19 protein-coding genes and 1 riboswitch are annotated in these 20,751 nt (G+C 70.1%); of the genes, 15 read left to right on the top strand and 4 right to left on the bottom strand.

Features of this window, described 5'->3' with window-relative positions; genetic code table 11:
* Nucleotides 1–164 precede the first annotated feature (164 nt).
* From clsA to ABT300_RS08010, 10 genes are all read left to right on the top strand, one after another.
* Nucleotides 165–773 carry a cardiolipin synthase ClsA gene (clsA, locus tag ABT300_RS08055; protein WP_351673219.1) on the top strand — a complete coding sequence of 203 codons (609 nt, stop codon included), beginning with the start codon at nt 165–167 and terminating at the stop codon, nt 771–773.
* A 112-nt stretch (nt 774–885) separates the two neighbouring features.
* The gene (locus tag ABT300_RS08050; protein ID WP_351673217.1) at nt 886–3,381 is read left to right on the top strand and encodes a sugar phosphate nucleotidyltransferase; all 2,496 of its coding nucleotides are present in this window, start codon (nt 886–888) and stop codon (nt 3,379–3,381) included.
* 166 nt (nt 3,382–3,547) lie between these two features.
* Nucleotides 3,548–4,384 carry a DUF881 domain-containing protein gene (locus tag ABT300_RS08045; RefSeq protein ID WP_351673215.1) on the top strand — a complete coding sequence of 279 codons (837 nt, stop codon included), beginning with the start codon at nt 3,548–3,550 and terminating at the stop codon, nt 4,382–4,384.
* Entirely contained in the window at nt 4,381–4,713 is a 333-nt protein-coding gene (locus tag ABT300_RS08040; RefSeq protein WP_030798533.1) for a small basic family protein, read from the top strand. The genes ABT300_RS08045 and ABT300_RS08040 overlap by 4 nt, the downstream gene beginning before the upstream one ends.
* Nucleotides 4,714–4,718: 5 nt before the next feature.
* Nucleotides 4,719–5,549, top strand: coding sequence for a DUF881 domain-containing protein (locus tag ABT300_RS08035; RefSeq protein ID WP_351673212.1), 831 nt, complete (start codon nt 4,719–4,721; stop codon nt 5,547–5,549).
* An 82-nt stretch (nt 5,550–5,631) separates the two neighbouring features.
* Nucleotides 5,632–6,516 carry an FHA domain-containing protein gene (locus ABT300_RS08030; protein ID WP_351673241.1) on the top strand — a complete coding sequence of 295 codons (885 nt, stop codon included), beginning with the start codon at nt 5,632–5,634 and terminating at the stop codon, nt 6,514–6,516.
* Between the two features lie 42 nt (nt 6,517–6,558).
* Nucleotides 6,559–7,296, top strand: a complete 738-nt coding sequence (ftsR, locus tag ABT300_RS08025) for a transcriptional regulator FtsR (protein ID WP_351673210.1) — start codon at nt 6,559–6,561, stop codon at nt 7,294–7,296.
* Between the two features lie 84 nt (nt 7,297–7,380).
* The gene (locus tag ABT300_RS08020; RefSeq protein WP_004934251.1) at nt 7,381–7,854 is read left to right on the top strand and encodes a bifunctional nuclease family protein; all 474 of its coding nucleotides are present in this window, start codon (nt 7,381–7,383) and stop codon (nt 7,852–7,854) included.
* A gap of 248 nt (nt 7,855–8,102) precedes the next feature.
* Nucleotides 8,103–8,786 carry a MerR family transcriptional regulator gene (locus ABT300_RS08015; protein ID WP_351673208.1) on the top strand — a complete coding sequence of 228 codons (684 nt, stop codon included), beginning with the start codon at nt 8,103–8,105 and terminating at the stop codon, nt 8,784–8,786.
* An 81-nt stretch (nt 8,787–8,867) separates the two neighbouring features.
* Complete coding sequence (locus tag ABT300_RS08010; protein WP_502977892.1) at nt 8,868–10,310, top strand: DNA polymerase IV; 1,443 nt, start codon at nt 8,868–8,870, stop codon at nt 10,308–10,310.
* A 52-nt stretch (nt 10,311–10,362) separates the two neighbouring features.
* Here ABT300_RS08010 and ABT300_RS44430 read toward each other — a convergent pair whose 3' ends face one another.
* Nucleotides 10,363–10,734, bottom strand: coding sequence for a PRC-barrel domain-containing protein (locus tag ABT300_RS44430; protein WP_398433069.1), 372 nt, complete (start codon nt 10,732–10,734; stop codon nt 10,363–10,365).
* Between the two features lie 110 nt (nt 10,735–10,844).
* Nucleotides 10,845–10,940: riboswitch (glycine riboswitch) on the top strand.
* A 182-nt stretch (nt 10,941–11,122) separates the two neighbouring features.
* Between ABT300_RS44430 and gcvP the strand changes: the two genes are divergently transcribed.
* Entirely contained in the window at nt 11,123–14,008 is a 2,886-nt protein-coding gene (gene gcvP / locus ABT300_RS08000) for an aminomethyl-transferring glycine dehydrogenase (protein ID WP_351673206.1), read from the top strand.
* Between the two features lie 50 nt (nt 14,009–14,058).
* Here the strand turns inward: gcvP and ABT300_RS07995 are convergent, their stop codons facing one another.
* On the bottom strand, nt 14,059–14,478 hold the full coding sequence (locus ABT300_RS07995) for a TOBE domain-containing protein (protein WP_351673204.1): 420 nt from the start codon (nt 14,476–14,478) through the stop codon (nt 14,059–14,061).
* 63 nt (nt 14,479–14,541) lie between these two features.
* Nucleotides 14,542–14,937: a TOBE domain-containing protein gene (locus tag ABT300_RS07990; protein WP_351673202.1), complete on the bottom strand. Its 396-nt coding sequence runs from the start codon at nt 14,935–14,937 to the stop codon at nt 14,542–14,544.
* A 361-nt stretch (nt 14,938–15,298) separates the two neighbouring features.
* On the opposite strand from ABT300_RS07990, the gene ABT300_RS07985 reads away from it, so the two are divergent.
* From ABT300_RS07985 to ABT300_RS07970, 4 genes are all read left to right on the top strand, one after another.
* The gene (locus tag ABT300_RS07985) at nt 15,299–16,594 is read left to right on the top strand and encodes an extracellular solute-binding protein (protein ID WP_351673239.1); all 1,296 of its coding nucleotides are present in this window, start codon (nt 15,299–15,301) and stop codon (nt 16,592–16,594) included.
* Between the two features lie 6 nt (nt 16,595–16,600).
* Entirely contained in the window at nt 16,601–17,599 is a 999-nt protein-coding gene (locus ABT300_RS07980) for a carbohydrate ABC transporter permease (RefSeq protein WP_351673200.1), read from the top strand.
* A gap of 107 nt (nt 17,600–17,706) precedes the next feature.
* Nucleotides 17,707–18,471, top strand: coding sequence for a carbohydrate ABC transporter permease (locus tag ABT300_RS07975; RefSeq protein WP_351673237.1), 765 nt, complete (start codon nt 17,707–17,709; stop codon nt 18,469–18,471).
* A 56-nt stretch (nt 18,472–18,527) separates the two neighbouring features.
* Nucleotides 18,528–19,601, top strand: a complete 1,074-nt coding sequence (locus tag ABT300_RS07970; RefSeq protein ID WP_351673198.1) for an endo-1,4-beta-xylanase — start codon at nt 18,528–18,530, stop codon at nt 19,599–19,601.
* On the opposite strand, the gene ABT300_RS07965 is transcribed toward ABT300_RS07970, so the two are convergent.
* Nucleotides 19,594–20,640, bottom strand: a complete 1,047-nt coding sequence (locus tag ABT300_RS07965; protein ID WP_351673196.1) for a LacI family DNA-binding transcriptional regulator — start codon at nt 20,638–20,640, stop codon at nt 19,594–19,596. The genes ABT300_RS07970 and ABT300_RS07965 overlap by 8 nt on opposite strands.
* Between the last annotated feature and the right edge of the window lie 111 nt (nt 20,641–20,751).

Here is a 20,751-nt window from a genome sequence, read left to right as displayed (position 1 = left end):
CAGCGCCGATGGTACTGCAGGGGGGACCCTGTGGGAGAGTAGGACACCGCCGAACTCCTTTTAGAGCTCTGGCTCTTGGGCACGCAGCCCAGGAGCCAGAGCTTTTTTGCGTTGGGGTAGGGTCAGGGGGAATCGTCGGCTCATTTCCTACTGGAGGCCCCCGGGTGGAGGTCCAGGAGACCCGTGTCCAGACAGACCGGGTCCTCACCATCCCCAACATCCTCAGCATGGCCCGCCTCGTCGGCGTGCCGCTGTTTCTGTGGCTGATCCTGAGGCCCGAGTTCGGAGGTCCGCAGAGCGACGGCTGGGCGCTCCTCGTGCTGGCCTTCAGCGGGGTCAGCGACTATCTGGACGGCATGCTCGCGCGGCGTTGGAACCAGATCAGCAGCCTCGGCCGGCTTCTCGACCCCGCGGCTGACCGGCTCTACATTCTCTCGACATTGGTCGGTCTCACCTGGCGGGAGATTCTGCCCCTTTGGTTGACGGCTGTACTGCTTCTGCGTGAGCTGGTTCTGCTGGTGATGGTGGGAGTCCTCAGGCGGCACGGCTATCCGCCGCCGCAGGTGAACTTCCTGGGCAAGGCGGCCACCTTCAACCTGATGTACGCCTTCCCGCTGCTTCTGCTGAGTGACGGAAGCGGGTGGTTGGCGTCACTCGCTGCTATTTTCGGATGGGCGTTCGCCGGATGGGGTACAACGCTGTATTGGTGGGCAGGAGTCCTCTATGTGGTACAGGTCCGCCGCCTGGTTCGAGCGGACACCTTGGCCGGCTGACCTCGCCGATTGGCCGAGCAGTGGCTCGTTGGCCCGCGGTGGAGAAGTGCGGGACAATCCGGAGGAGTGAAGTCGGCTAGACCGTCGTCTCTTTTAGGAGGACGCTTCCGACATGAAGGCCGTCGTGATGGCCGGAGGCGAAGGCACGCGCCTTCGCCCTATGACCTCGAGCATGCCCAAGCCGCTCCTGCCGGTGGCCAACCGGCCGATCATGGAGCACGTGCTGAGGCTGCTCAAAAGGCATGGGCTCAATGAGACCGTCGTTACTGTCCAGTTCCTGGCATCGCTCGTCAAGAACTACTTCGGTGACGGCGAAGAGCTCGGAATGGAGCTCAGCTATGCCAACGAGGAGAAGCCACTCGGTACCGCCGGAAGCGTCAAGAACGCAGAGGAGGCGTTGAAGGACGACGCTTTCCTCGTCATTTCCGGTGACGCCCTGACCGACTTCGACCTCACCGAGCTGATCAACTTCCACAAGGAAAAGGGAGCGCTCGTCACGGTCTGTCTGACGCGCGTGCCCAATCCGCTGGAATTCGGCATCACCATCGTCGACGAAGAGGGCAAGGTCGAGCGCTTCCTGGAGAAGCCGACCTGGGGCCAGGTCTTCTCGGACACCGTGAACACGGGCATCTACGTCATGGAGCCCGAGGTCTTCGACTACGTGGAGGCCGACGTCCCCGTCGACTGGTCCGGTGACGTCTTCCCGCAGTTGATGAAGGAGGGCAAGCCGGTCTACGGCTACATCGCCGAAGGCTACTGGGAGGACGTGGGCACGCACGAGAGCTACGTCAAGGCCCAGGCCGATGTGCTCGAAGGCAAGGTCGACGTCGAGATCGACGGTTTCGAGATCTCGCCGGGCGTCTGGGTCGCCGAAGGCGCCGAGGTGCATGCCGACGCGGTGCTCCGCGGCCCCCTCTACATCGGGGACTACGCGAAGGTCGAGGCCGGCGCCGAAATCCGCGAGCACACCGTGGTCGGATCGAACGTCGTCGTGAAGAGCGGGGCCTTTCTGCACAAGGCCGTCGTGCACGACAACGTCTACGTCGGTCAGCACAGCAATCTGCGTGGCTGCGTGGTCGGAAAGAACACCGACATCATGCGGGCCGCCCGGATCGAGGACGGCGCCGTCATCGGCGACGAATGCCTGATCGGTGAAGAATCGATCGTGCAGGGAAATGTGCGGGTCTACCCCTTCAAGACCATCGAGGCCGGCGCGTTCGTCAACACGTCGGTGATCTGGGAGTCCCGTGGGCAGGCGCACCTGTTCGGCGCACGCGGGGTGTCCGGAATCCTGAACGTCGAGATCACGCCCGAACTCGCCGTACGTCTCGCCGGCGCGTATGCCACGACGCTGAAGAAGGGATCCACGGTCACCACGGCCCGGGATCACTCCCGAGGCGCCCGTGCGCTGAAGCGGGCCGTCATCTCCGCGCTCCAGGCCAGCGCCATCGACGTACGGGACCTGGAGAACGTCCCGCTGCCCGTGGCGCGGCAGCAGACCGCGCGAGGGAGCGCCGGCGGAATCATGATCCGGACCTCGCCCGGGGTGCCGGACTCGGTGGACATCATGTTCTTCGACGGACAGGGCGCCGACCTGTCGCAGGGGAGCCAGCGCAAGCTGGACCGGGTCTTCGCGCGGCAGGAGTACCGGCGGGCCTTCCCGGGAGAGATCGGGGACCTGTACTTCCCGGCCAGCGTCTTCGACGCGTACACCGGGTCGCTGCTGCGGAACGTGGACACGACCGGCATCGCCGAGGCGGGGCTGAAGGTCGTCGTCGACGCCTCGAACGGCAGCGCCGGCCTGGTCCTGCCGAGCCTCCTCGGAAAGCTCGGGGTCGACTCGCTGACGATCAACCCCGGTCTGAACGAGGCACGGCCCACCGAGACGGGCGATCAGCGACGCTCCGGGCTGGTACGGCTCGGCGAGATCGTGGCGTCGTCGCGGGCCGCGTTCGGCGTGCGGTTCGACCCTGTGGGCGAGCGGCTCTCGCTCGTCGACGAGAAGGGCCGGATCATCGAGGACGACCGGGCGCTGCTCGTCCTGCTCGACCTGGTCGCCGCCGAGCGCCGCAGTGGGCGGGTCGCCCTGCCCGTGACCACGACGAGGATCGCCGAGCAGGTGGCGGCGTACCACGGGACGCAGGTCGAGTGGACGACGACGTCGCCCGACGACCTCACCCGGGTGGGCCAGGACGAGTCGACCATCTTCGGAGGGGACGGCAAGGGTGGTTTCATCGTCCCCGAGTTCAACAGCGTCTTCGACGGCACGGCGGCCTTCGTACGACTGATCGGCCTGGTGGCGCGCACGCAGCTCACCCTCAGCCAGATCGATGCGCGGATCCCGCGGGCGCACGTCCTGAAGCGGGATCTGGCGACCCCGTGGGCAGTCAAGGGGCTCGTGATGCGGCGGGTCGTCGAAGAGGCCGGAGATCGCTTCGTGGACACCACCGACGGCGTTCGTGTGGTGGAGACGGACGGCCGTTGGGTGATGGTCCTGCCCGACCCCGCAGAGGCCGTCACCCATCTGTGGGCGGAGGGGCCGGACGACGCGTCCGCACAGGCCCTGCTAGACGAGTGGTCGACGGTCGTGGACAGCGCCGGGCGCTGAACCGCGCGCACGCGTGCGTGCCGGACATGTGTCCCCAAGGGGGCCTGTCCGGCACGCCGGTGGGGCCATTCGGAGGTACTGGGCGCGACGTGCGACGATGTGCGGCATGCCGCAGCCGCCCCCCGTTCGGAGCACAGCCGCGCGCCCTTCGCGCCCGGACGCGTCCATGTCGCTGCTCACCAACGTCATGGACCACAGCCTCGACGACGGTTATGCCGAGGCCGCCGCCCGGAAGCAGGCGGACGGCTCCGGAGGCATGCCCAAGACGGTACGGGCGAAGCTCGGGCTGGCCGCTGGGCTGGTGCTCGCGGCCCTGGTGGTGACCGTCGGCGCCGCTCAGGCGCGGGTCGCGGCACCGGTCGTCGCCAAGGAGCGCGAGGAGCTGATCGACCGCATCGACCGTGAGACGGAGGCTGCGGACGAGCTGGAGAGCACCGTCGACAAGCTGCGGAGCGACGTGAACGCCCGACAGCAGGAGGCGCTCAAGCAGAGCGGCGGGAGCGATCAGGCCGACCTGGCCGGGCTGCTGTCGGGCGCCGTCGCGGTGCACGGCCCGGGAGTGAAGCTCGTCGTGGACGACGCCAAGGAGGCGACCACGGGCGGCAACGGAAACCCGCGTGAGACCTCCGGCTTCTCCGACACCGGGCGGGTGCGCGACCGTGACATGCAGCGCGTGGTCAACGGACTGTGGGCCTCGGGCGCCGAAGCCGTCTCGATCAACGGTCAGCGGCTGACGGCGCTCTCCGCGATCAGGGCCGCGGGTGACGCGATACTGGTCGACAACAAGCCGCTGGTGCCCCCCTACACCGTGCTCGCGGTGGGGGACGGGAAAAAGCTCAGCACCAGGTTCCAGAACAGCGCGGACGGGCTGTATCTCAACGCCCTGCAGGAGAACTACGGCATCCGGACCGCCATCTCCGTGGCGAGCGACCTCCGGCTGCCCGCCGCACCGAGCGTGATCGTACGCACAGCAAAGCCGCACACCGGGAAGGGCACATCGTGATCGCCGTACTGGGCCTCGTCGTGGGAGTCGTGGCGGGCCTGTTGGTCCAGCCCGAGATTCCGGCAGCCGTCGTCCCCTATCTGCCGATCGCCGTGGTGGCGGCGCTGGACGCCGTGTTCGGCGGGCTGCGGGCCATGCTCGACGGGATCTTCGACGACAAGGTGTTCGTGGTGTCGTTCCTGTCGAACGTGGTGGTCGCCGCGCTGATCGTCTTCCTGGGAGACGAGTTGGGCGTGGGATCGCAGCTGTCGACCGGTGTCGTCGTCGTCCTCGGCATCCGCATCTTCTCCAATGCCGCGGCGATCCGCCGGCACGTGTTCCGGGCGTGAGGGCGATGAGCGACGGGGACGAGACGCCCGAGAACCGGCTGCGCAGGGAACTGCCCGACGAGGTGCCCGTGACGCCCGAGGAGGGACCGGACCGGGAGCCGGCCGAGGCCGCGTCGAACGGCCGTCGGCGGCTCGTGGAGGGGCTCTGGCCGCCGCGGGTGACGCGGGCCCAACTCATCGTGGCCCTGCTGCTGTTCGGCCTGGGCTTCGGCCTGGCGGTGCAGGTCGCGTCCAACAGCGACAGCGGCAACGCGCTGCGTGGTGCGCGTCAGGAAGATCTTGTGCGCATCCTCGATGAACTCGGCGACCGAAGTCAGCGTCTTGAGGACGAGAAGCAAGGGCTCGAGAAGCAGCGGCAGGAGCTGGAGAACAGCTCCGACCAGGCTGAGGAGGCTCGCAAGCAGACGGTCGAGAAGGAGAGGCAACTCGGCATTCTGGCGGGCACGGTCGCTGCTCAGGGGCCCGGCATCACGATGACCATCGAGGACAGGAAGGGAGCGGTCGAGGCGGACATGCTGCTCGACGCGATCCAGGAGCTCCGCGCGGCGGGGGCCGAGGCGATCCAGGTGAACGGTGTGCGCGTCGTCGCCGACACCTTCCTGACGGAGTCGGGCGGGGGCGTGAGCGTCGACGGGAACAAGATCGACGCGCCTTACCGTTTCAAGGTCATCGGCAATCCGCAGGACCTCGAGCCGGCGTTGAACATCCCTGGCGGCGTCGTGCAGACCCTCGAAAAGGAGCAGGCCACCGTGGCCGTGGAGCGATCGGGCAAGATCGTTGTGGACGCCTTGCGAGAGGCGAAGCGGCCTGACTACGCTCGGTCGTCGGCGCCGTGAGCGGGGGGCGCATGGGGGGCGTCCGGCAGGGGCATGAGGTTGCGGGGGGTCGACGCACCGATCGGGTGGTGCGTGGTGGAAACTGTCTGGTGGGCACGGACGTTGTGAAGGTGTCCGGGTCGACCGGTGTAATCAGTCAGGGTTCGTCCTGCCCCACGGGCGGGTCTGTTTCGGTCAAGGGGAATCGCCCGTGAAGTTGTTTGCGAAGTTGTTCGGCAAGAGCCCGCGTGAGGGTGGCGACAACGCGACCGCCCGTCATCGCGCACAGCCTGATGCAGAGGGTCAGCGACCGCTGTTCAGGGACCAGGTGGCTGGTTCGGGCGGTGACGTTCCCGGAGGTCAGGGCGCGGCGTCTGTTGACCCTGCGCAGTCCGGCGGCATAGGTTTCGGCCAACCGTCAGCCTCGAGTACGGGTGGAGGGTTTTCCCCTATGTCGGCCCTGGTGTGTACGAGGTGCGGTAACCGCAACGCGGAGAACAGCCGCTTCTGCTCGAACTGTGGTGCGCCGCTGCGTCCCGGGCTGACGCCCGAGCGCGCGTCGGAGACCACCTCCACGATCTCGATCTCCGGTCTCGAGGCCTATGACTCCGAGGTCACCGGGCAGACGCAGTTGCCGGCGCTCTCGCCCGAGGCGCAGGCCGCCGTCGACGCGCTGCCGGTGGGCTCCGCGTTGCTGGTGGTGCGCCGCGGCCCGAACTCGGGCAGCCGCTTCCTCCTGGACGGCGACCTGACCACGGCGGGCCGTCATCCGCAGAGCGACATCTTCCTGGACGACGTGACGGTGTCGCGTCGCCACGTGGAGTTCCGGCGCAACCCCGACGGCACCTTCAAGGTGGCCGACGTCGGCAGCCTGAACGGCACTTACGTCAACCGGGAGCGGATCGACGAGGTCCCGCTGTCGAACGGGGACGAGGTGCAGATCGGCAAGTACCGGCTGGTCTTCTACGCGAGCCAGCGGGGTTACTGACCCGCCCCCGGGCTCTGTCCGGGGGGATCTGAGGGAAGGTCCATGCTGCAAACACCGAGGGGCGGTGCCGGAGCCGGCACCGCCGCCGCGGACGGTGTGCTGATGAGCATCGGCACCGTGCTGAACACCCTGCGGGACGAGTTCCCGGACGTCACGATCTCCAAGATCCGTTTTCTGGAGTCGGAGGGGCTCATCGAGCCCCAGCGGACCCCTTCGGGCTACCGCAAGTTCAGCGTGCGCGACGTGGAGCGCCTCGGCCACGTCCTGCGGATGCAGAGGGACCACTATCTGCCGCTCAAGGTCATCCGGGAGCATCTGGAGGCCATGGAGCGCGGCGAGGCCGCTCCGCTGCCGACCGTCGGCCGGCAGCGGGACGGGGAGCACGTCCCGGAGCCGTCGGAGGGGCCCACGGTGGCCCGGATCGGCAGGACCGAGCTGCTGGCGGCCGCGGGCATCGGTGAGGCGGAGCTCGAGGAGTGGGAGTCCTACGGGCTCGTCGCGCCTCTCGAGAACGGCGTCTACGACGCCGAGGCGGCCACCGTGGCGGCCCTCGTCGCCGAGCTCGGACGGTTCGGGATCGAGCCACGGCATCTTCGGGTGATGAAGACGGCGGCCGACCGCGAAGCCGGTCTCGTCGACCAGGTGGTCGCACCGCTCAGGCGGCACCGCAACCCGCAGACCCGGGCGCACGCGGAGGCTCGCACGAAGGAGCTCGCAGGGCTCACGGTCCGGCTGCACGCGGCGCTGGTGCAGAGCGCGCTCGGGGTGCGCCTGCCCTGAGCGGGCGGTTTCGCCGAGGGCGGATCGGTCGCCCGATCCCGGCCCGACTACCCAAACGTCCCGGGCACGGCCTAGGGTTGCTGTGTGAACGAGCTCGATGTCGTAGGTGTCCGGGTCGAGATGCCCTCCAACCAACCGATCGTGCTGCTGCGCGAAGTGGGAGGCGACCGCTACCTCCCCATCTGGATCGGACCGGGGGAGGCGACGGCGATCGCCTTCGCCCAGCAGGGCATGGCCCCGGCGCGACCGCTGACCCACGACCTCTTCAAGGACGTGCTGGAAGCCGTCGGCCAGGAGCTCACCGAGGTGCGCATCACGGATCTGCGGGAGGGCGTCTTCTACGCGGAGCTGGTCTTCGCCAGCGGCGTCGAGGTGAGCGCGCGTCCGTCCGACGCCATAGCGCTGGCCCTGCGCACCGGAACGCCGATCTACGGCAGCGACACGGTGCTCGACGACGCGGGGATCGCCATCCCGGACGAGCAGGAGGACGAGGTGGAGAAGTTCCGCGAGTTCCTCGACCAGATCTCGCCGGAGGACTTCGGCACCAGCAACCAGTAGTGACGCGCGGGGGAGCGCACACCTGCGGCGACCTGCTCGGAGTGTCCCCTAGTCCTCGGCAAATGCCGGCGGCGACTGAGAGCGTCCTACGGCTACTTCTCAGCGCATTCGGCTAGCCTTTCCCCGCGGTGAGGTGCGGGAAACCACTCCTAGGGTGATTATCACTCGGCGTGCCGAGTGTGGCGATCGTTGACGCACCCCTGGCGACTGCCTACCGTCGAGAAGGCAGGTCTAGGACGGAGGTCGGCGTGAGAAGCAGCGGCGACGGTACGGCTGGGGGTGCCCCCGGACTCGGTGTCGGGGGAAGCGGTCCGTACCCTCCCCCAAGCTCTCGGCTGCGCTCGGGCATGGGGTACCCCCAGCAGAGCGGTGCGGCCGATCACGCTCCGCAGCGACCGGCGGCCGTGCCGGGCAGCGGAGGGACGACAGCCATGGCGTCCGAGCAGATCGGCTATCGCGGTCCGACCGCTTGCGCGGCGGCGGGCATCACCTACCGGCAGCTGGACTACTGGGCGCGCACCGGGCTCGTCGAGCCGAGCGTGCGGCCCGCCCACGGGTCCGGCAGCCAGCGTCTCTACAGCTTCCGCGACGTCGTCGTCCTGAAGATCGTCAAGAGGTTCCTCGACACCGGGGTGTCGCTGCAGAACATCCGCAGCGCCGTGCAGCACCTGCGGGAGCGCGGGTTCAGCGACCTGGAGCGGATGACGCTGATGAGCGACGGCGCGACGGTGTACGAGTGCACCTCGCCGGACGAGGTCCACGCTCTGCTCCAGGGCGGTCAGGGAGTGTTCGGGATCGCCGTGGGCGTGGTGTGGCGGGACGTCGAGAGCGCGCTGTCACAGCTGCACGGGGAGCGCGTCGACACCGGGGAGACGCTCGTGGGGCCCAATCCGGCGGACGAACTGGCGCGCAGGCGCAATCGGGCGGTCTGACGCGTCCTCCCGGCGCGTTCGCACGGGCGCGGGTGCGGTGGTGCGACGTCGTTGTCAGTGGCGTGGTGCAGCATCGGACGTGTGAGAAACGCGCCCACGATCCTGCATCTCGACATGGACGCCTTCTTCGCTCAGGCGGAGCAGGCCTCCAAGCCGAGTCTGCGCGGGAAGGCCGTGGTCGTGGGGGGCCTCGGGCCCCGCGGAGTGGTCGCGACGGCGTCCTACGAGGCGCGGGTGTTCGGGGTCCACTCGGCGATGCCCATGGCCCAGGCGCGCAGGCGGGCGCCGAACGCCGCCTATCTGGTGCCGCGGTTCGCCTTCTACCGGTCGATCAGCGAGCAGGTCATGGCGCTGCTGAGGGCGCTGTCGCCGCTGGTGGAGCCGCTGAGCCTGGACGAGGCGTTCGTGGACCTGGAGGCCGGCGGGGCGGCCTGGGACGCCGATTCGGCGCGGCTGGCCGGCGTCAGACTGCGCGCTGACATACGGGCCGCCACCGGTCTCACGGGGTCGGTGGGGCTGGCCTCCTGCAAGATGCTCGCGAAGATCGCCTCGGAGGAGGCGAAGCCCGACGGCCTGGTGCTCATCGAGCCGGGCACCGAGCGGCAGCTGCTCGGGCCCATGCCGGTGCGGACGCTGCCGGGGGTGGGTCCTGCGACGGGGGACCATCTGCGGCGGGCCGGGATCACCACGGTCGACGAGATCGCGGAGGCCGGTGAGGACGAGCTGGTGCGGCTGTTGGGCAAGGCGCACGGGCATGCGCTCTACGCCATGGCGCTGGCGCGCGACGACCGGCCCGTGGTGGCCGAGCGGGAGACCAAGTCCGTGTCGGTCGAGGACACGTACGACGTCGACATCCACGACCGGGTCCGGGTGGGGCTGGAGGTGCAGCGGCTCGCGGACCGGTGCGTGCGCAGGCTCCGGGAGGCCGGACTGTCGGGTCGGACCATCGTGCTGAAGGTGCGGCGGTACGACTTCTCGACGCTCACCCGGTCCGAGACCCTGCGCGGGCCCACCGACGATCCGGCGGTGATCGGGGAGGCGGCGGCGCGGTTGCTGGAGTCCGTGGACACCACGGGCGGGGTGCGGCTGCTGGGCGTCGGCGTCAGCGGTCTGGCGGACTTCACGCAGGAGGACCTGTTCGCGCAGGCCGCGGGGGCGCACGCGGGCGAGTCCGCGCAGGCGGCGGCGGAGCCCGTCGCCGAGGAGCCGGCGTCGGCCCCGGCACCAGCTCCGGCACAGGACCCGGCGCCGGCGCCGGCCGAGCGTCAGTGGCGTCCGGGGCACGACGTGCGGCATGCCGAGCTCGGGCCCGGGTGGGTGCAGGGCAGTGGGCTGGGCCGGGTCACGGTGCGGTTCGAGACGCCGGAGTCGCAGCCGGGCCGGGTGCGCACGTTCCGCACCGACGATCCGCAGTTGGCTCCGGCGGACCCGCTGCCGCTGGTGCGGCGAAGACCGGAAGAGGGCGAGGAGCCGGCGGACGGGGCGCAGGCGCCGTCGCTGACACCCGAGAGCGGCGCAGAGTGAGGTCGTGGGGCTGTGGGGCCGTTCGGGGGACGGGGCTGGCGGGCAGTCGGAGTCAGCTGTCGTCCGTGCCCGCCAGCCGGCCGAAGTCGTGGTCCGGCAGCGGGGGAGGGGCCGCCACGTCCAGACCGTAGTGGTGGTAGAGCTGAAGCTCCTGCTCGGGGGAGAGGTGGCGGCCCACGCCGAAGTCCGGGGCGTCCTTGATCAGCGCCCGGTCGAACGGGATGTGCAGGGTCCCCTCGACCAGCTCGCTGGGCTCCAGGGGGACGAAGGCGTCGCGGGAGAACAGGCCCGTGCGGATGGCGGCCCATTCCGGCACGCCGGTCGCGTCGTCGAGGTAGACCTCGTCGACGGTGCCTATCTTCGCCCCGTTGCGGTCGAACGCCTTGCGGCCGATCAGGTTGCGCGGATCGATGTCGGTCTGCACGGGCCCTCCTCTTGGTCGCGCCTCGTCCGTAAGGACTACGAAAGAGCACATTGAGGCGAGCGGCCACTCGAGAGGCCCGTTGACCTCGCTGGTAGTCTGGCAACGGCTGCTGACCCCGTGCGGGAGAGTCCTCCGGAGACCACCGGAGGCGCCGAAGGAGCAAATCCTCCCCGGAATCTCTCAGGCTCACGTACCGCACGGACGAGGTCACTCTGGAAAGCAGGGCGGGTGCCGACGGCGTCGACGGTGTCCGCTCTCACCGACGGTGAAAGCCGGTCGTCCGCTGGCGACCGGTGAAGCTCTCAGGTTGAGATGACAGAGGGGGAGGCCGTCCGGGCACCCGCCGTGGTGACCCTCGAAGGTCGTGTCAGACCAGGAGGCCTCCGTAATGACCGCCCATCGCATTCCGCTCTCCGAGCTCGAGCAGGGAATCCCCTTCGAGCAGCGCCACATCGGGCCCGACCACGAGGCGCGGGCCAAGATGCTCGCGCACGTCGGCTACGGCTCGCTCGACGAGCTCACCGCCGCCGCGGTCCCCGACGTGATCAAGAACGCCGACGCGCTGGACCTGCCGGGCGCGCGCACCGAGGCCGAGGTGCTGGCCGAGCTGCGCGCCCTGGCCGACCGCAACCAGGTGCTCGACCCGATGATCGGTCTCGGCTACTACGGCACCTTCACGCCGCCGGTCATCCTGCGCAACGTCATGGAGAACCCGGCCTGGTACACCGCGTACACGCCGTACCAGCCGGAGATCTCCCAGGGGCGGCTCGAGGCCCTGCTGAACTTCCAGACGATGGTCGCGGACCTGACGGGTCTGCCGACCTCGGGTGCGTCGCTGCTCGACGAGGGCACGGCGGCCGCCGAGGCGATGGCGTTGTCCCGGCGCGTGGGGAAGAACAGGAAGGGCCTCTTCCTCATCGACGCGGACGTGCTGCCGCAGACCGTCGCCGTGATCGAGACGCGCGCCGAGCCGACCGGCGTCGAGGTCGTCGTCGCCGATCTGAGCGAGGGCATTCCCGCGGAGATCGCGGAGCGCGAGATCAACGGCGTGCTGGTCCAGTACCCCGGCGCGTCCGGCGCCGTGCGGGACCTGAAGGCGCTCATCGACCAGGCGCACGGGCTCGGCGCGCTCGTCACCGTCGCCGCGGACCTGCTCGCGCTGACGCTGCTGAAGTCGCCCGGTGAGCTGGGCGCGGACATCGCGGTCGGCACCACGCAGCGGTTCGGCGTGCCGATGGGCTTCGGCGGGCCGCACGCCGGCTACATGGCGGTGCACGAGAAGTTCGCGCGGAGCCTGCCCGGCCGCCTGGTGGGCGTGTCCGTGGACGCGGACGGGAACAAGGCCTACCGGCTCGCACTGCAGACGCGTGAGCAGCACATCCGGCGTGAGAAGGCGACCAGCAACATCTGCACCGCGCAGGTGCTGCTGGCCGTGATGGCCGGGATGTACGCGGTCTACCACGGCCCCGACGGGCTGCGGACGATCGCCCGGCGCACGCACCGGTACGCCGCGATCATCGCCGCGGGGCTCGAGGCCGGCGGCGTCGAGGCGGTGCACCGGGCGTACTTCGACACGCTGACCGTGCGCGTGCCCGCGAAGGCCGCCGAGGTCGTCGCCGCCGCGCGGGAGCACGGGGTCAACCTGCACCTCGTCGACGCCGACCAGGTGGCGCTCTCCTGTGACGAGACCACCGGGCGCGCCCAGGTCGCCGCGGTCTGGGCGGCCTTCGGGGTGGACGGCGACATCGCGTCGCTCGACGCGGCCGTCGAGGACGCCCTGCCCGCCGGGCTGCTGCGGACCGACGACATCCTGACCCACCCCGTCTTCCAGCTGCACCGGTCCGAGACCGCGATGCTGCGCTACCTGCGCAGGCTGGCCGACCGGGACTACGCGCTCGACCGGGGCATGATCCCGCTCGGCTCGTGCACCATGAAGCTCAACGCCACCACCGAGATGGAGCCGGTCACCTGGCCCGAGTTCGGGCAGCTGCACCCCTTCGCGCCCGCCGAGCAGGCCCAGGGCTATCTGACGCTCATCCGGGAGCTCGAGGAGCGGCTCGCGGAGGTAACCGGGTACGACAAGGTGTCGCTGCAGCCGAACGCCGGGTCGCAGGGCGAGCTGGCGGGCCTGCTCGCCGTGCGCGGGTACCACCGGGGCAACGGCGACGAGCAGCGCACCGTGTGCCTGATCCCGTCCTCCGCGCACGGCACGAACGCCGCGAGCGCCGTGATGGCCGGCATGAAGGTCGTCGTCGTGAAGACCGCCGAGGACGGCGAGATCGACGTCGAGGACCTGCGCGCGAAGATCGAGCAGTACCGGGACGAGCTGTCGGTGCTGATGATCACCTACCCGTCCACGCACGGCGTGTTCGAGGAGCACGTCGCCGACATCTGCGCCCAGGTGCACGAGGCCGGCGGTCAGGTGTACGTCGACGGCGCGAACCTCAACGCGCTCGTCGGGCTCGCTAAGCCGGGGCACTTCGGCGGCGACGTCTCCCACCTGAACCTGCACAAGACGTTCGCCATCCCGCACGGCGGCGGCGGTCCGGGCGTCGGGCCGGTGGCCGTGCGCTCGCATCTGGCGCCGTATCTGCCGAACCACCCGCTGCAGCCCGCCGCGGGGCCGGAGACCGGCGTGGGGCCGATCTCGGCGGCTCCGTGGGGCTCCGCGGGCATCCTGCCGATCTCCTGGGCGTACGTGCGGCTCATGGGCGGTGAGGGCCTCAAGCGGGCCACGCAGGTGGCGGTGCTGAGCGCCAACTACGTCGCCAAGCGGCTGGAGCCGCACTACCCGGTGCTCTACAACGGTCCGGGCGGGCTGGTGGCGCACGAGTGCATCATCGACCTGCGGCCGTTGACCAGGACGACGGGTGTGACGGTGGACGACGTCGCGAAGCGGCTCATCGACTACGGCTTCCACGCGCCGACGATGTCGTTCCCGGTGGCGGGGACGCTGATGATCGAGCCGACCGAGTCCGAGGACCTGATCGAGCTCGACCGGTTCTGCGACGCGATGATCGCCATTCGCGCGGAGATCGAGAAGGTCGGCGCGGGCGAGTGGCCGGCCGACGACAACCCGCTCGTCGGCGCCCCGCACACCGCGGCCGCGCTCGGCGACGCGTGGGAGCACGCGTACTCGCGTGACGAGGCGGTCTTCCCCGCCGGGGTGTCCGCCGCCGACAAGTACTGGCCGCCGGTGCGCCGTGTCGACCAGGCCTTCGGCGACCGCAACCTCGTCTGCTCGTGCCCGCCGCTGGACGCGTACGAGGACTGATCCGGAGCGAGTGTGGGCCCCGTCCGTCGCGGACGGGGCCCTTCGCCGTGCTACGCCGTCGCCAGGGACACCTCGGTCGACTTGATCAGCGCGATGACGTCGGAGCCCACGAAGAGACCGAGGTCGATCGCCGACTCCTTGGTGATCGCCGCGGTGAGTTCGCCGCCGTCCACGGTGATCTTCACCGAGGCCATGACCGAGCCGAGGACGAGGCCGGTGATGGTGCCGGGCAGCCGGTTGCGGATCGACAGGCCGGCGACCTGGCCGGTGGAGAGGGAGACCTCCGTCGACTTGACCAGGGCGTGGACGGCGGCGCCGGGCGCGAGGGCGAGTTGCTCCGAGGCCTCCAGGGTGATGGCCGCCGTGAGGTGCTGGCCGCCGTCGAGGCGGATCTTCACGAGGGCCATGACCTGGCCGGGTTGGACGGCCGTGACGGTGCCGGGAAGCTGGTTGCGGATGCTCAAGCTCATGGGCGTCAACGGTACGACCCCTGGGGTCTTATGGCGGGGATGCCCGCTTTGTGCCGTACTCGGTCACGCCCGGTCGATGTGGACGTTCGTCGACTTCACGCGGGCCGTCGCCTCCATGCCCACCTCGAGTCCGAGCTCCTCGACCGCCTCCCGGGTCAGTAGGGAGACCAGGCGGTGCGGCCCTGCCTGGATCTCCACCTGGGCGGCCACGTCGCCCAGCTTGATCGCGGTGACGATGCCGGGGAAGGCGTTGCGGACCGAGGTGCGGGGGGCGTCGTCCTCCGTGCTGCCGGATCGGGCGAGTTCCACGGAGAAGGCGGCGAGCGCCCTGCCGTCCACCAGGCGTCGTCCGGCCTCGTCGCGATGGGTCGTCACGCGGCCGGCGTCCGCCCAGCGGCGCGCCGTGTCGGGGCTGACGCCGAGCAGTCGTGCCGCCTGGCCGATCGTGTAGCTCTGCATGCGGTCACCCTAGGGCCGCGAGACGGTCCCGCGGGCGCGGGGCCGGTGCGCGGGCGCCGGGTGACGGGGTGTGGCGGGCGCCCGGTGACGGGGGGTGGCGGGCGCCGGTGGGGGCCGGCCCGGTGCCGGTGAGGCTGATCTCGGCCATCCTGTCGCTTCGGTCTCCACTTCGTAACGTTCGCCGTGTGATCCGAATGTTTCGCTCCGGCTTGAGACCTTCTCGGGCGGCCCTCCGTGAACAGGCCGCTGGATTCTCTGTGTTCAAGGGGTTGCCACCCGTTGGAGGGTGTCTCTAGGGTGCGGCAGCAGCGAACCTTTCTGGATCTGGTTCGAAACTTTCGATCTCTCCAAGGAGCGCATGATGGGCGACCCGGCACTCTCCCGCCGAGGCTTCCTGGCGGCCTCCGCCGCGGCCGGTCTGGGCATGACGGCGCTGAGCGCCTGCGGCGGCGACTCGGACGGGGGGTCGTCGTCGGGGACGACCACCATCGAGTGGTGGAACATCTCCACCACTCAGCCGACCAAGGACGTGTGGGCCGCACTGGCCAAGCGGTTCGAGGCGCAGAACCCCAAGGTGAAGGTCAAGATCGTCCAGCTGGAGAACGACGCCTACAAGTCGAAGATGACGGCGCTCACCGCCTCGGGGAAGCTGCCCGACATCTTCCACACCTGGGGCGGCGGTGTCCTGAAGCAGCAGGTCGACGCAGGGCTCGTCGAGGACCTCACCGACCGGACCAAGGGCTGGAACGAGGGCCTGCTGTCGGTCGCCCGGCAGCCGTATCTGATCGACGACAAGGCCTACGGCATACCGTTCGACATCGGCATGATCGGCTTCTGGTACAACAAGGCGCTCTTCAAGAAGGCCGGCGTCAGCGCGCCCCCCACCACCTGGAGCGGCTTCCTCGACGCCGTCCGCAAGCTGAAGGCCGCCGGGATCACCCCGCTCGCCCTGGCCGGCAAGGAGAAGTGGCCCGGCATGTACTACTGGGCCTACCTCGCGATGCGCACCGCCGGCGTCGACGCCCTGCAGAAGGCCGGGGACGCCAAGGACTTCACCGGCGACGGATTCGTCCAGGCCGGACAGCACCTCCAGGACCTCGTGGACCTGCAGCCGTTCCAGAAGGGCTTCCTCGGCGCCGCGTACTCCAGCCCCACCGGTCAGGCCGCCGCCGTCGGCAACGGCAAGGCGGCGATGGAACTCATGGGCCAGTGGGCGCCGGTCGTGGAGGCCGACGCCGGCAAGGGGCTGGGCGCGAACCTCGGGTTCTTCCCGTTCCCGGCCGTGGAGGGCGGCAAGGGCGTGATCACCGAGGTGTTCGGCGGCGGCGGCGGGCACGCCCTGCGCAAGGGCGCCCCGCAGGCCGCCGTCGACTTCCTGAAGTTCTTCGCCTCCGCCGCCACGGACACCGAGCTGGTCAAGAAGACCGGTGTGCTGCCCGTCGTCCCGGCCGCCGAGGGCGCCCTGACCGACCCGAACATCAAGGCCGTCCAGGCACAGCTGAAGGGCGCCACCGGCTTCCAGCTCTACCTCGACCAGGCGTACGCGCCCGCCCTCGGCCAGGAGGTCAACGACAGCGTCGCCGCCCTGATCGCCGGTTCGAAGTCACCGAAGCAGGTCAGCGAGTCGATCACCAAGGTCGCGAAGGAAGAGCAGTAGTCGGCGATGACCTCCACCTTCCTCCCGGACAAACGCAGCGGTCCGGACGTCGAACCCGTGCCCCCTGCCGTCGCCGCGGGGCGTGCGCGGGCTCGCCGACGGGCCCGGCACTGGCTCACCGCCGTCGGCTTCCAGGCGCCCGCGCTGGCGCTGTTCGGCACGCTCGTGCTGCTGCCGATGCTGTTCGCGGTGTACGCCGCGTTCTTCCGCTGGGGCGGCTTCGGCATGCCCGAGGACTTCGTCGGCGGCGACAACTTCACCCGGCTGTTCAAGGACCCTGTGTTCCTCGGCGACCTGTGGCGCTGTGTGCTGCTGGTCGGCCTCTCGCTCCTGCTGCAGCTGCCGTTCGCGCTGGCCCTCGCCGTCGCGCTGAACCAGAAGATCCGCGGCCGGGCCGTCTACCGGATGCTGTTCTTCGCGCCGTACATCCTCTCCGAGGCCATCACCGGCGTGCTGTTCAGCATGATCTTCGCCCCGGACGACGGCCTGGCCGACCACGTGCTCGGCGGCGTCGGACTGGACGGCGTGGGCGGGCAGTGGTTCGCCGACCCCTCCACCGTCATGGCCACCCTGTTCCTGGTCATGACGTGGAAGTACTTCGGCTTCCACATGATGCTCTACCTGGCCGGGCTGCAGTCCATCCCCGCCGAGCTGACCGAGGCGGCCCTGATCGACGGGGCCGGCCCCTGGCAGCGCTTCCGCAACGTCACCCTGCCGCTGCTCGCGCCGACCCTGCGGATCAGCGTCTTCCTGTCGGTCATCGGCGCGATCCAGTTGTTCGACCTGGTGTGGGTCGTCACCGCGGGCGGTCCCGACCACCACTCCGAGACGATGGCCGTGACCATGTTCCAGTACGGCTTCAAGCGCTACCAGGTCGGCTACGCCAGCGCGATCAGCGTCGTCATGTTCGGCATCTGCCTCGTCTTCGCCCTCGCCTACCAGCGGTTCGTGCTCCGCCGCGACCTCCAGGGCGCCACCACGACCATGCGAGGAGGCGGCGCGTGAGCATCGCCAAGACCGACCGCGGCACGAACCCCAGGACACGGCGGAGCGTGCGCGGGGCCGGCCGGAACCTGCCGCTGCACCTCGTCCTCGGGATCGTCGGCCTGGTGATGGCCGTGCCGCTCGTGTACGCCGTGCTGTCCGGGTTCAAGTCCACCGACCAGCTCTCGCGCAACCCCATCGGCCTGCCCGACCCGTGGGTGCCGTCCAACTACACCGACATCCTCGGCGCCGGCTCGTTCTGGCGGCTGGTCGGCAGCAGCACCCTCATCGCGGTCGGGACGACCCTGGTCGTCGTCTCGGTGTCCGCGCTCGCGGCGTTCTCCTTCGCCCGCTTCGCCTTCCGTGGCCGAGAGGTGCTGTTCACCCTGTTCACCATGGGGCTGATGTTCCCCTTCGCGGTGGCGGCCCTGCCCCTGTTCCTGCTGCTGCGCTCCATCGGGCTGCTGGACAACCCCCTCGGGGTGATCCTGCCGCAGGCGGCGTTCGGGCTGCCGATGACGATCGTCATCCTGCGCGGGTTCTTCCGTGAGATACCCGCCGAGCTGGAGGAGGCGGCCACCCTCGACGGCTGCGGTCCCTTCGGCTTCTTCTGGCGGATCCTGCTGCCCATGGCCAGGCCGGCCCTCGGCACGGTCTCGGTCCTCGCCGTGGTCGGCAGCTGGAACAACTTCCTGCTGCCGCTGCTGGTGTTCAACGAGCCCACCTGGTGGACCATCCCGATCGGGGTCCAGCAGTTCCAGGGGCAGTACTCCGCCGAGTACGCGCGCGTCTTCGCCTATCTCGTCCTGGCCATGGTGCCCGCCCTGGCCTTCTACTCCGTCGCCGAGCGCCAGCTCGTCGGCGGCCTCTCCGCCGGCGCCACGAAGGGATGACCCGCGCCCGCGGACCCGTACGGCTCGCCCACCCGCCCACCGTGAGGAGTCGCACCATGCCCAGCACCGCCCGCACCCGGTTCAGACTCGCCGGCGCCCTCGCCGCCGTCCTGGTCGCCGCCGGCGTGGTCACCGGACCGGCCGCACAGGCCCACGAGCAGCCCGCGCACGGAAAACCGACCCGCGCCACCCTCGCGGACCTCGCCCAGCGGCACGGCCGCTACTTCGGCAGCGCCACCGACAACCCCGAACTCACCGACACCGCCTACACGAAGATCCTGGGCCACGAGTTCGACATGATCACCCCGGGCAACGGCATGAAGTGGTACGCCACCGAGCCCCGGCAGGGCGTCTTCGACTGGACCGCCGGCGACCAGATCGCCGACCTCGCGCGCTCCCACCACCAGAAGGTCCGCGCCCACACCCTGGTCTGGCACAGCCAGCTGCCGGACTGGCTGACGACCAAGCAGTGGACGGCCGACGAGCTGCGGGCCGTGCTGAAGAACCACATCCAGACCGAGGTCCGCCACTACCGGGGCAAGGTCTACGCCTGGGACGTCGTCAACGAGGCGTTCAACGAGGACGGCACCTACCGCGAGACGATCTTCTACAAGACCCTCGGCCCCGGCTACATCGCCGACGCCCTGCGCTGGGCGCACCAGGCCGACCCGAGGGCGAAGCTCTACCTCAACGACTACAACATCGAGGCCGTCGGCCCGAAGAGCGACGCCTACTACGCCCTGGCCCGGCAGCTGAAGGCGCAGAAGGTCCCGCTCGACGGCATCGGCCTGCAGGCCCACCTAGCCCTCCAGTACGGCTATCCGACGACCCTCGAGAACAACCTGCGCCGCTTCTCACGGCTCGGTCTGGACACCGCGCTCACCGAGGTCGACGTCCGGATGCTGCTGCCCGCGACCGAGGAGAAGCTGGCCCAACAGGCCGACTGGTACCGGGACATGACCAAGGCGTGCCTCGCGGTGCGGCGGTGTGTCGGCATCACGATCTGGGACTACACGGACAAGTACTCGTGGATTCCGGCGTTCTTCCCCGGCGAGGGCGCGGCCCTGCCCTGGGACGAGCAGCTCGCGCCGAAGCCGGCGTACCAGGCGATCCGGGAGGCGCTCAGCTAGCCCCACGGGGCGGCGCGGTGCTGGCCCGCACCACCAGCTCCGTGCCCAGTTCCACCCGCGGCGAGTCGGGGCGCTCGCCGCGGGCCAGGCTCAGGACCGTGCGGACGGCGAGTTTGCCCATCTCGGCCAGGGGCTGCCGGACGGTGGTCAGGGGCGGGGCCGACCAGCGGACCTCCGGCAGGTCGTCGAAGCCGACCACGCTCATGTCCTCCGGGGTGCGCAGACCGCGCCGGCGCAGTGCCTCGATCGCCCCGAGCGCCATCTGGTCGCTGGCCGCGAACACCGCGGTCGGCGGTTCGGGCAGGTCGAGCAGGGCGTTGCAGCCGGTGAAGCCCGACTCGGGGTGGAAGTCCCCGGGGACGACGAGGGCGTCGTCGACGGCGAGGCCGGCGGCCTCCAGGGCGGCCCGGTAGCCGTCGAAGCGGGCGCGCGAGCACAGCAGCCGGGGCGGGCCCGCGATCAGGCCGATCCTGCGGTGGCCCAGCGACAGCAGGTGCTCGGTGGCCGCGAGCCCACCGGACCAGTTGGCCGCGCCGACGGTCGCCGTGTCGGCGGCGGGGGAGCCGGTCGGGTCGACGACGACCAGCGGAACGCCCAGCACGCGCAGCTGCTCGTGGAGGGTGGGCTCCAGGGCCGAGGTGACCAGGACGACGCCGTCGGAGGCGCGCGAGCGCAGGTTGCGCATCCACTCGCGGGCGTCGCCCGAGCGTCCGTGGATCGCCGACACCACCGTGCCGACCCCGGCGGCGTGGGCGGCCTCCTCCACCCCGCGGATGATCTCCACCGCCCACGGGCTGTCGAGGTCGTTGAAGACGAGGTCGAGCAGGGAGGCGCGGGTCGGCGCCGAGGCGGGTCGCCTGCGGTAGCCGTGCAGCTGCAGCAGGTCCTCGATCCGGGCTCGGGTCCGCGGCGACACGTCCGAGCGGCCGTTGACCACCCGGGACACGGTCGGCACCGAGACGCCGGCCTGCCGGGCGATCTCCGTGATCGTGACCCTGACCTCGATCGGGGACGCGGGCGTCGCATCGTCCGTCGTCACTGCCCACCTCCGCCGTCATCCGCTCCGGACGCCGCCGCCGAAACTTCCAGGAGTCTTCCGGAAAAAACGCCGCCGCGGGAGACGTCAACGGCGTCGTGTCGTGCGGAGACC

It is taken from the genome of Streptomyces sp. NPDC001027, assembly GCF_040299045.1.
Taxonomy (GTDB): Bacteria; Actinomycetota; Actinomycetes; order Streptomycetales; family Streptomycetaceae; genus Streptomyces.
Note: the sequence above shows the minus strand (reverse complement) of the source record. Positions and strands in the feature narration are given on the sequence as shown.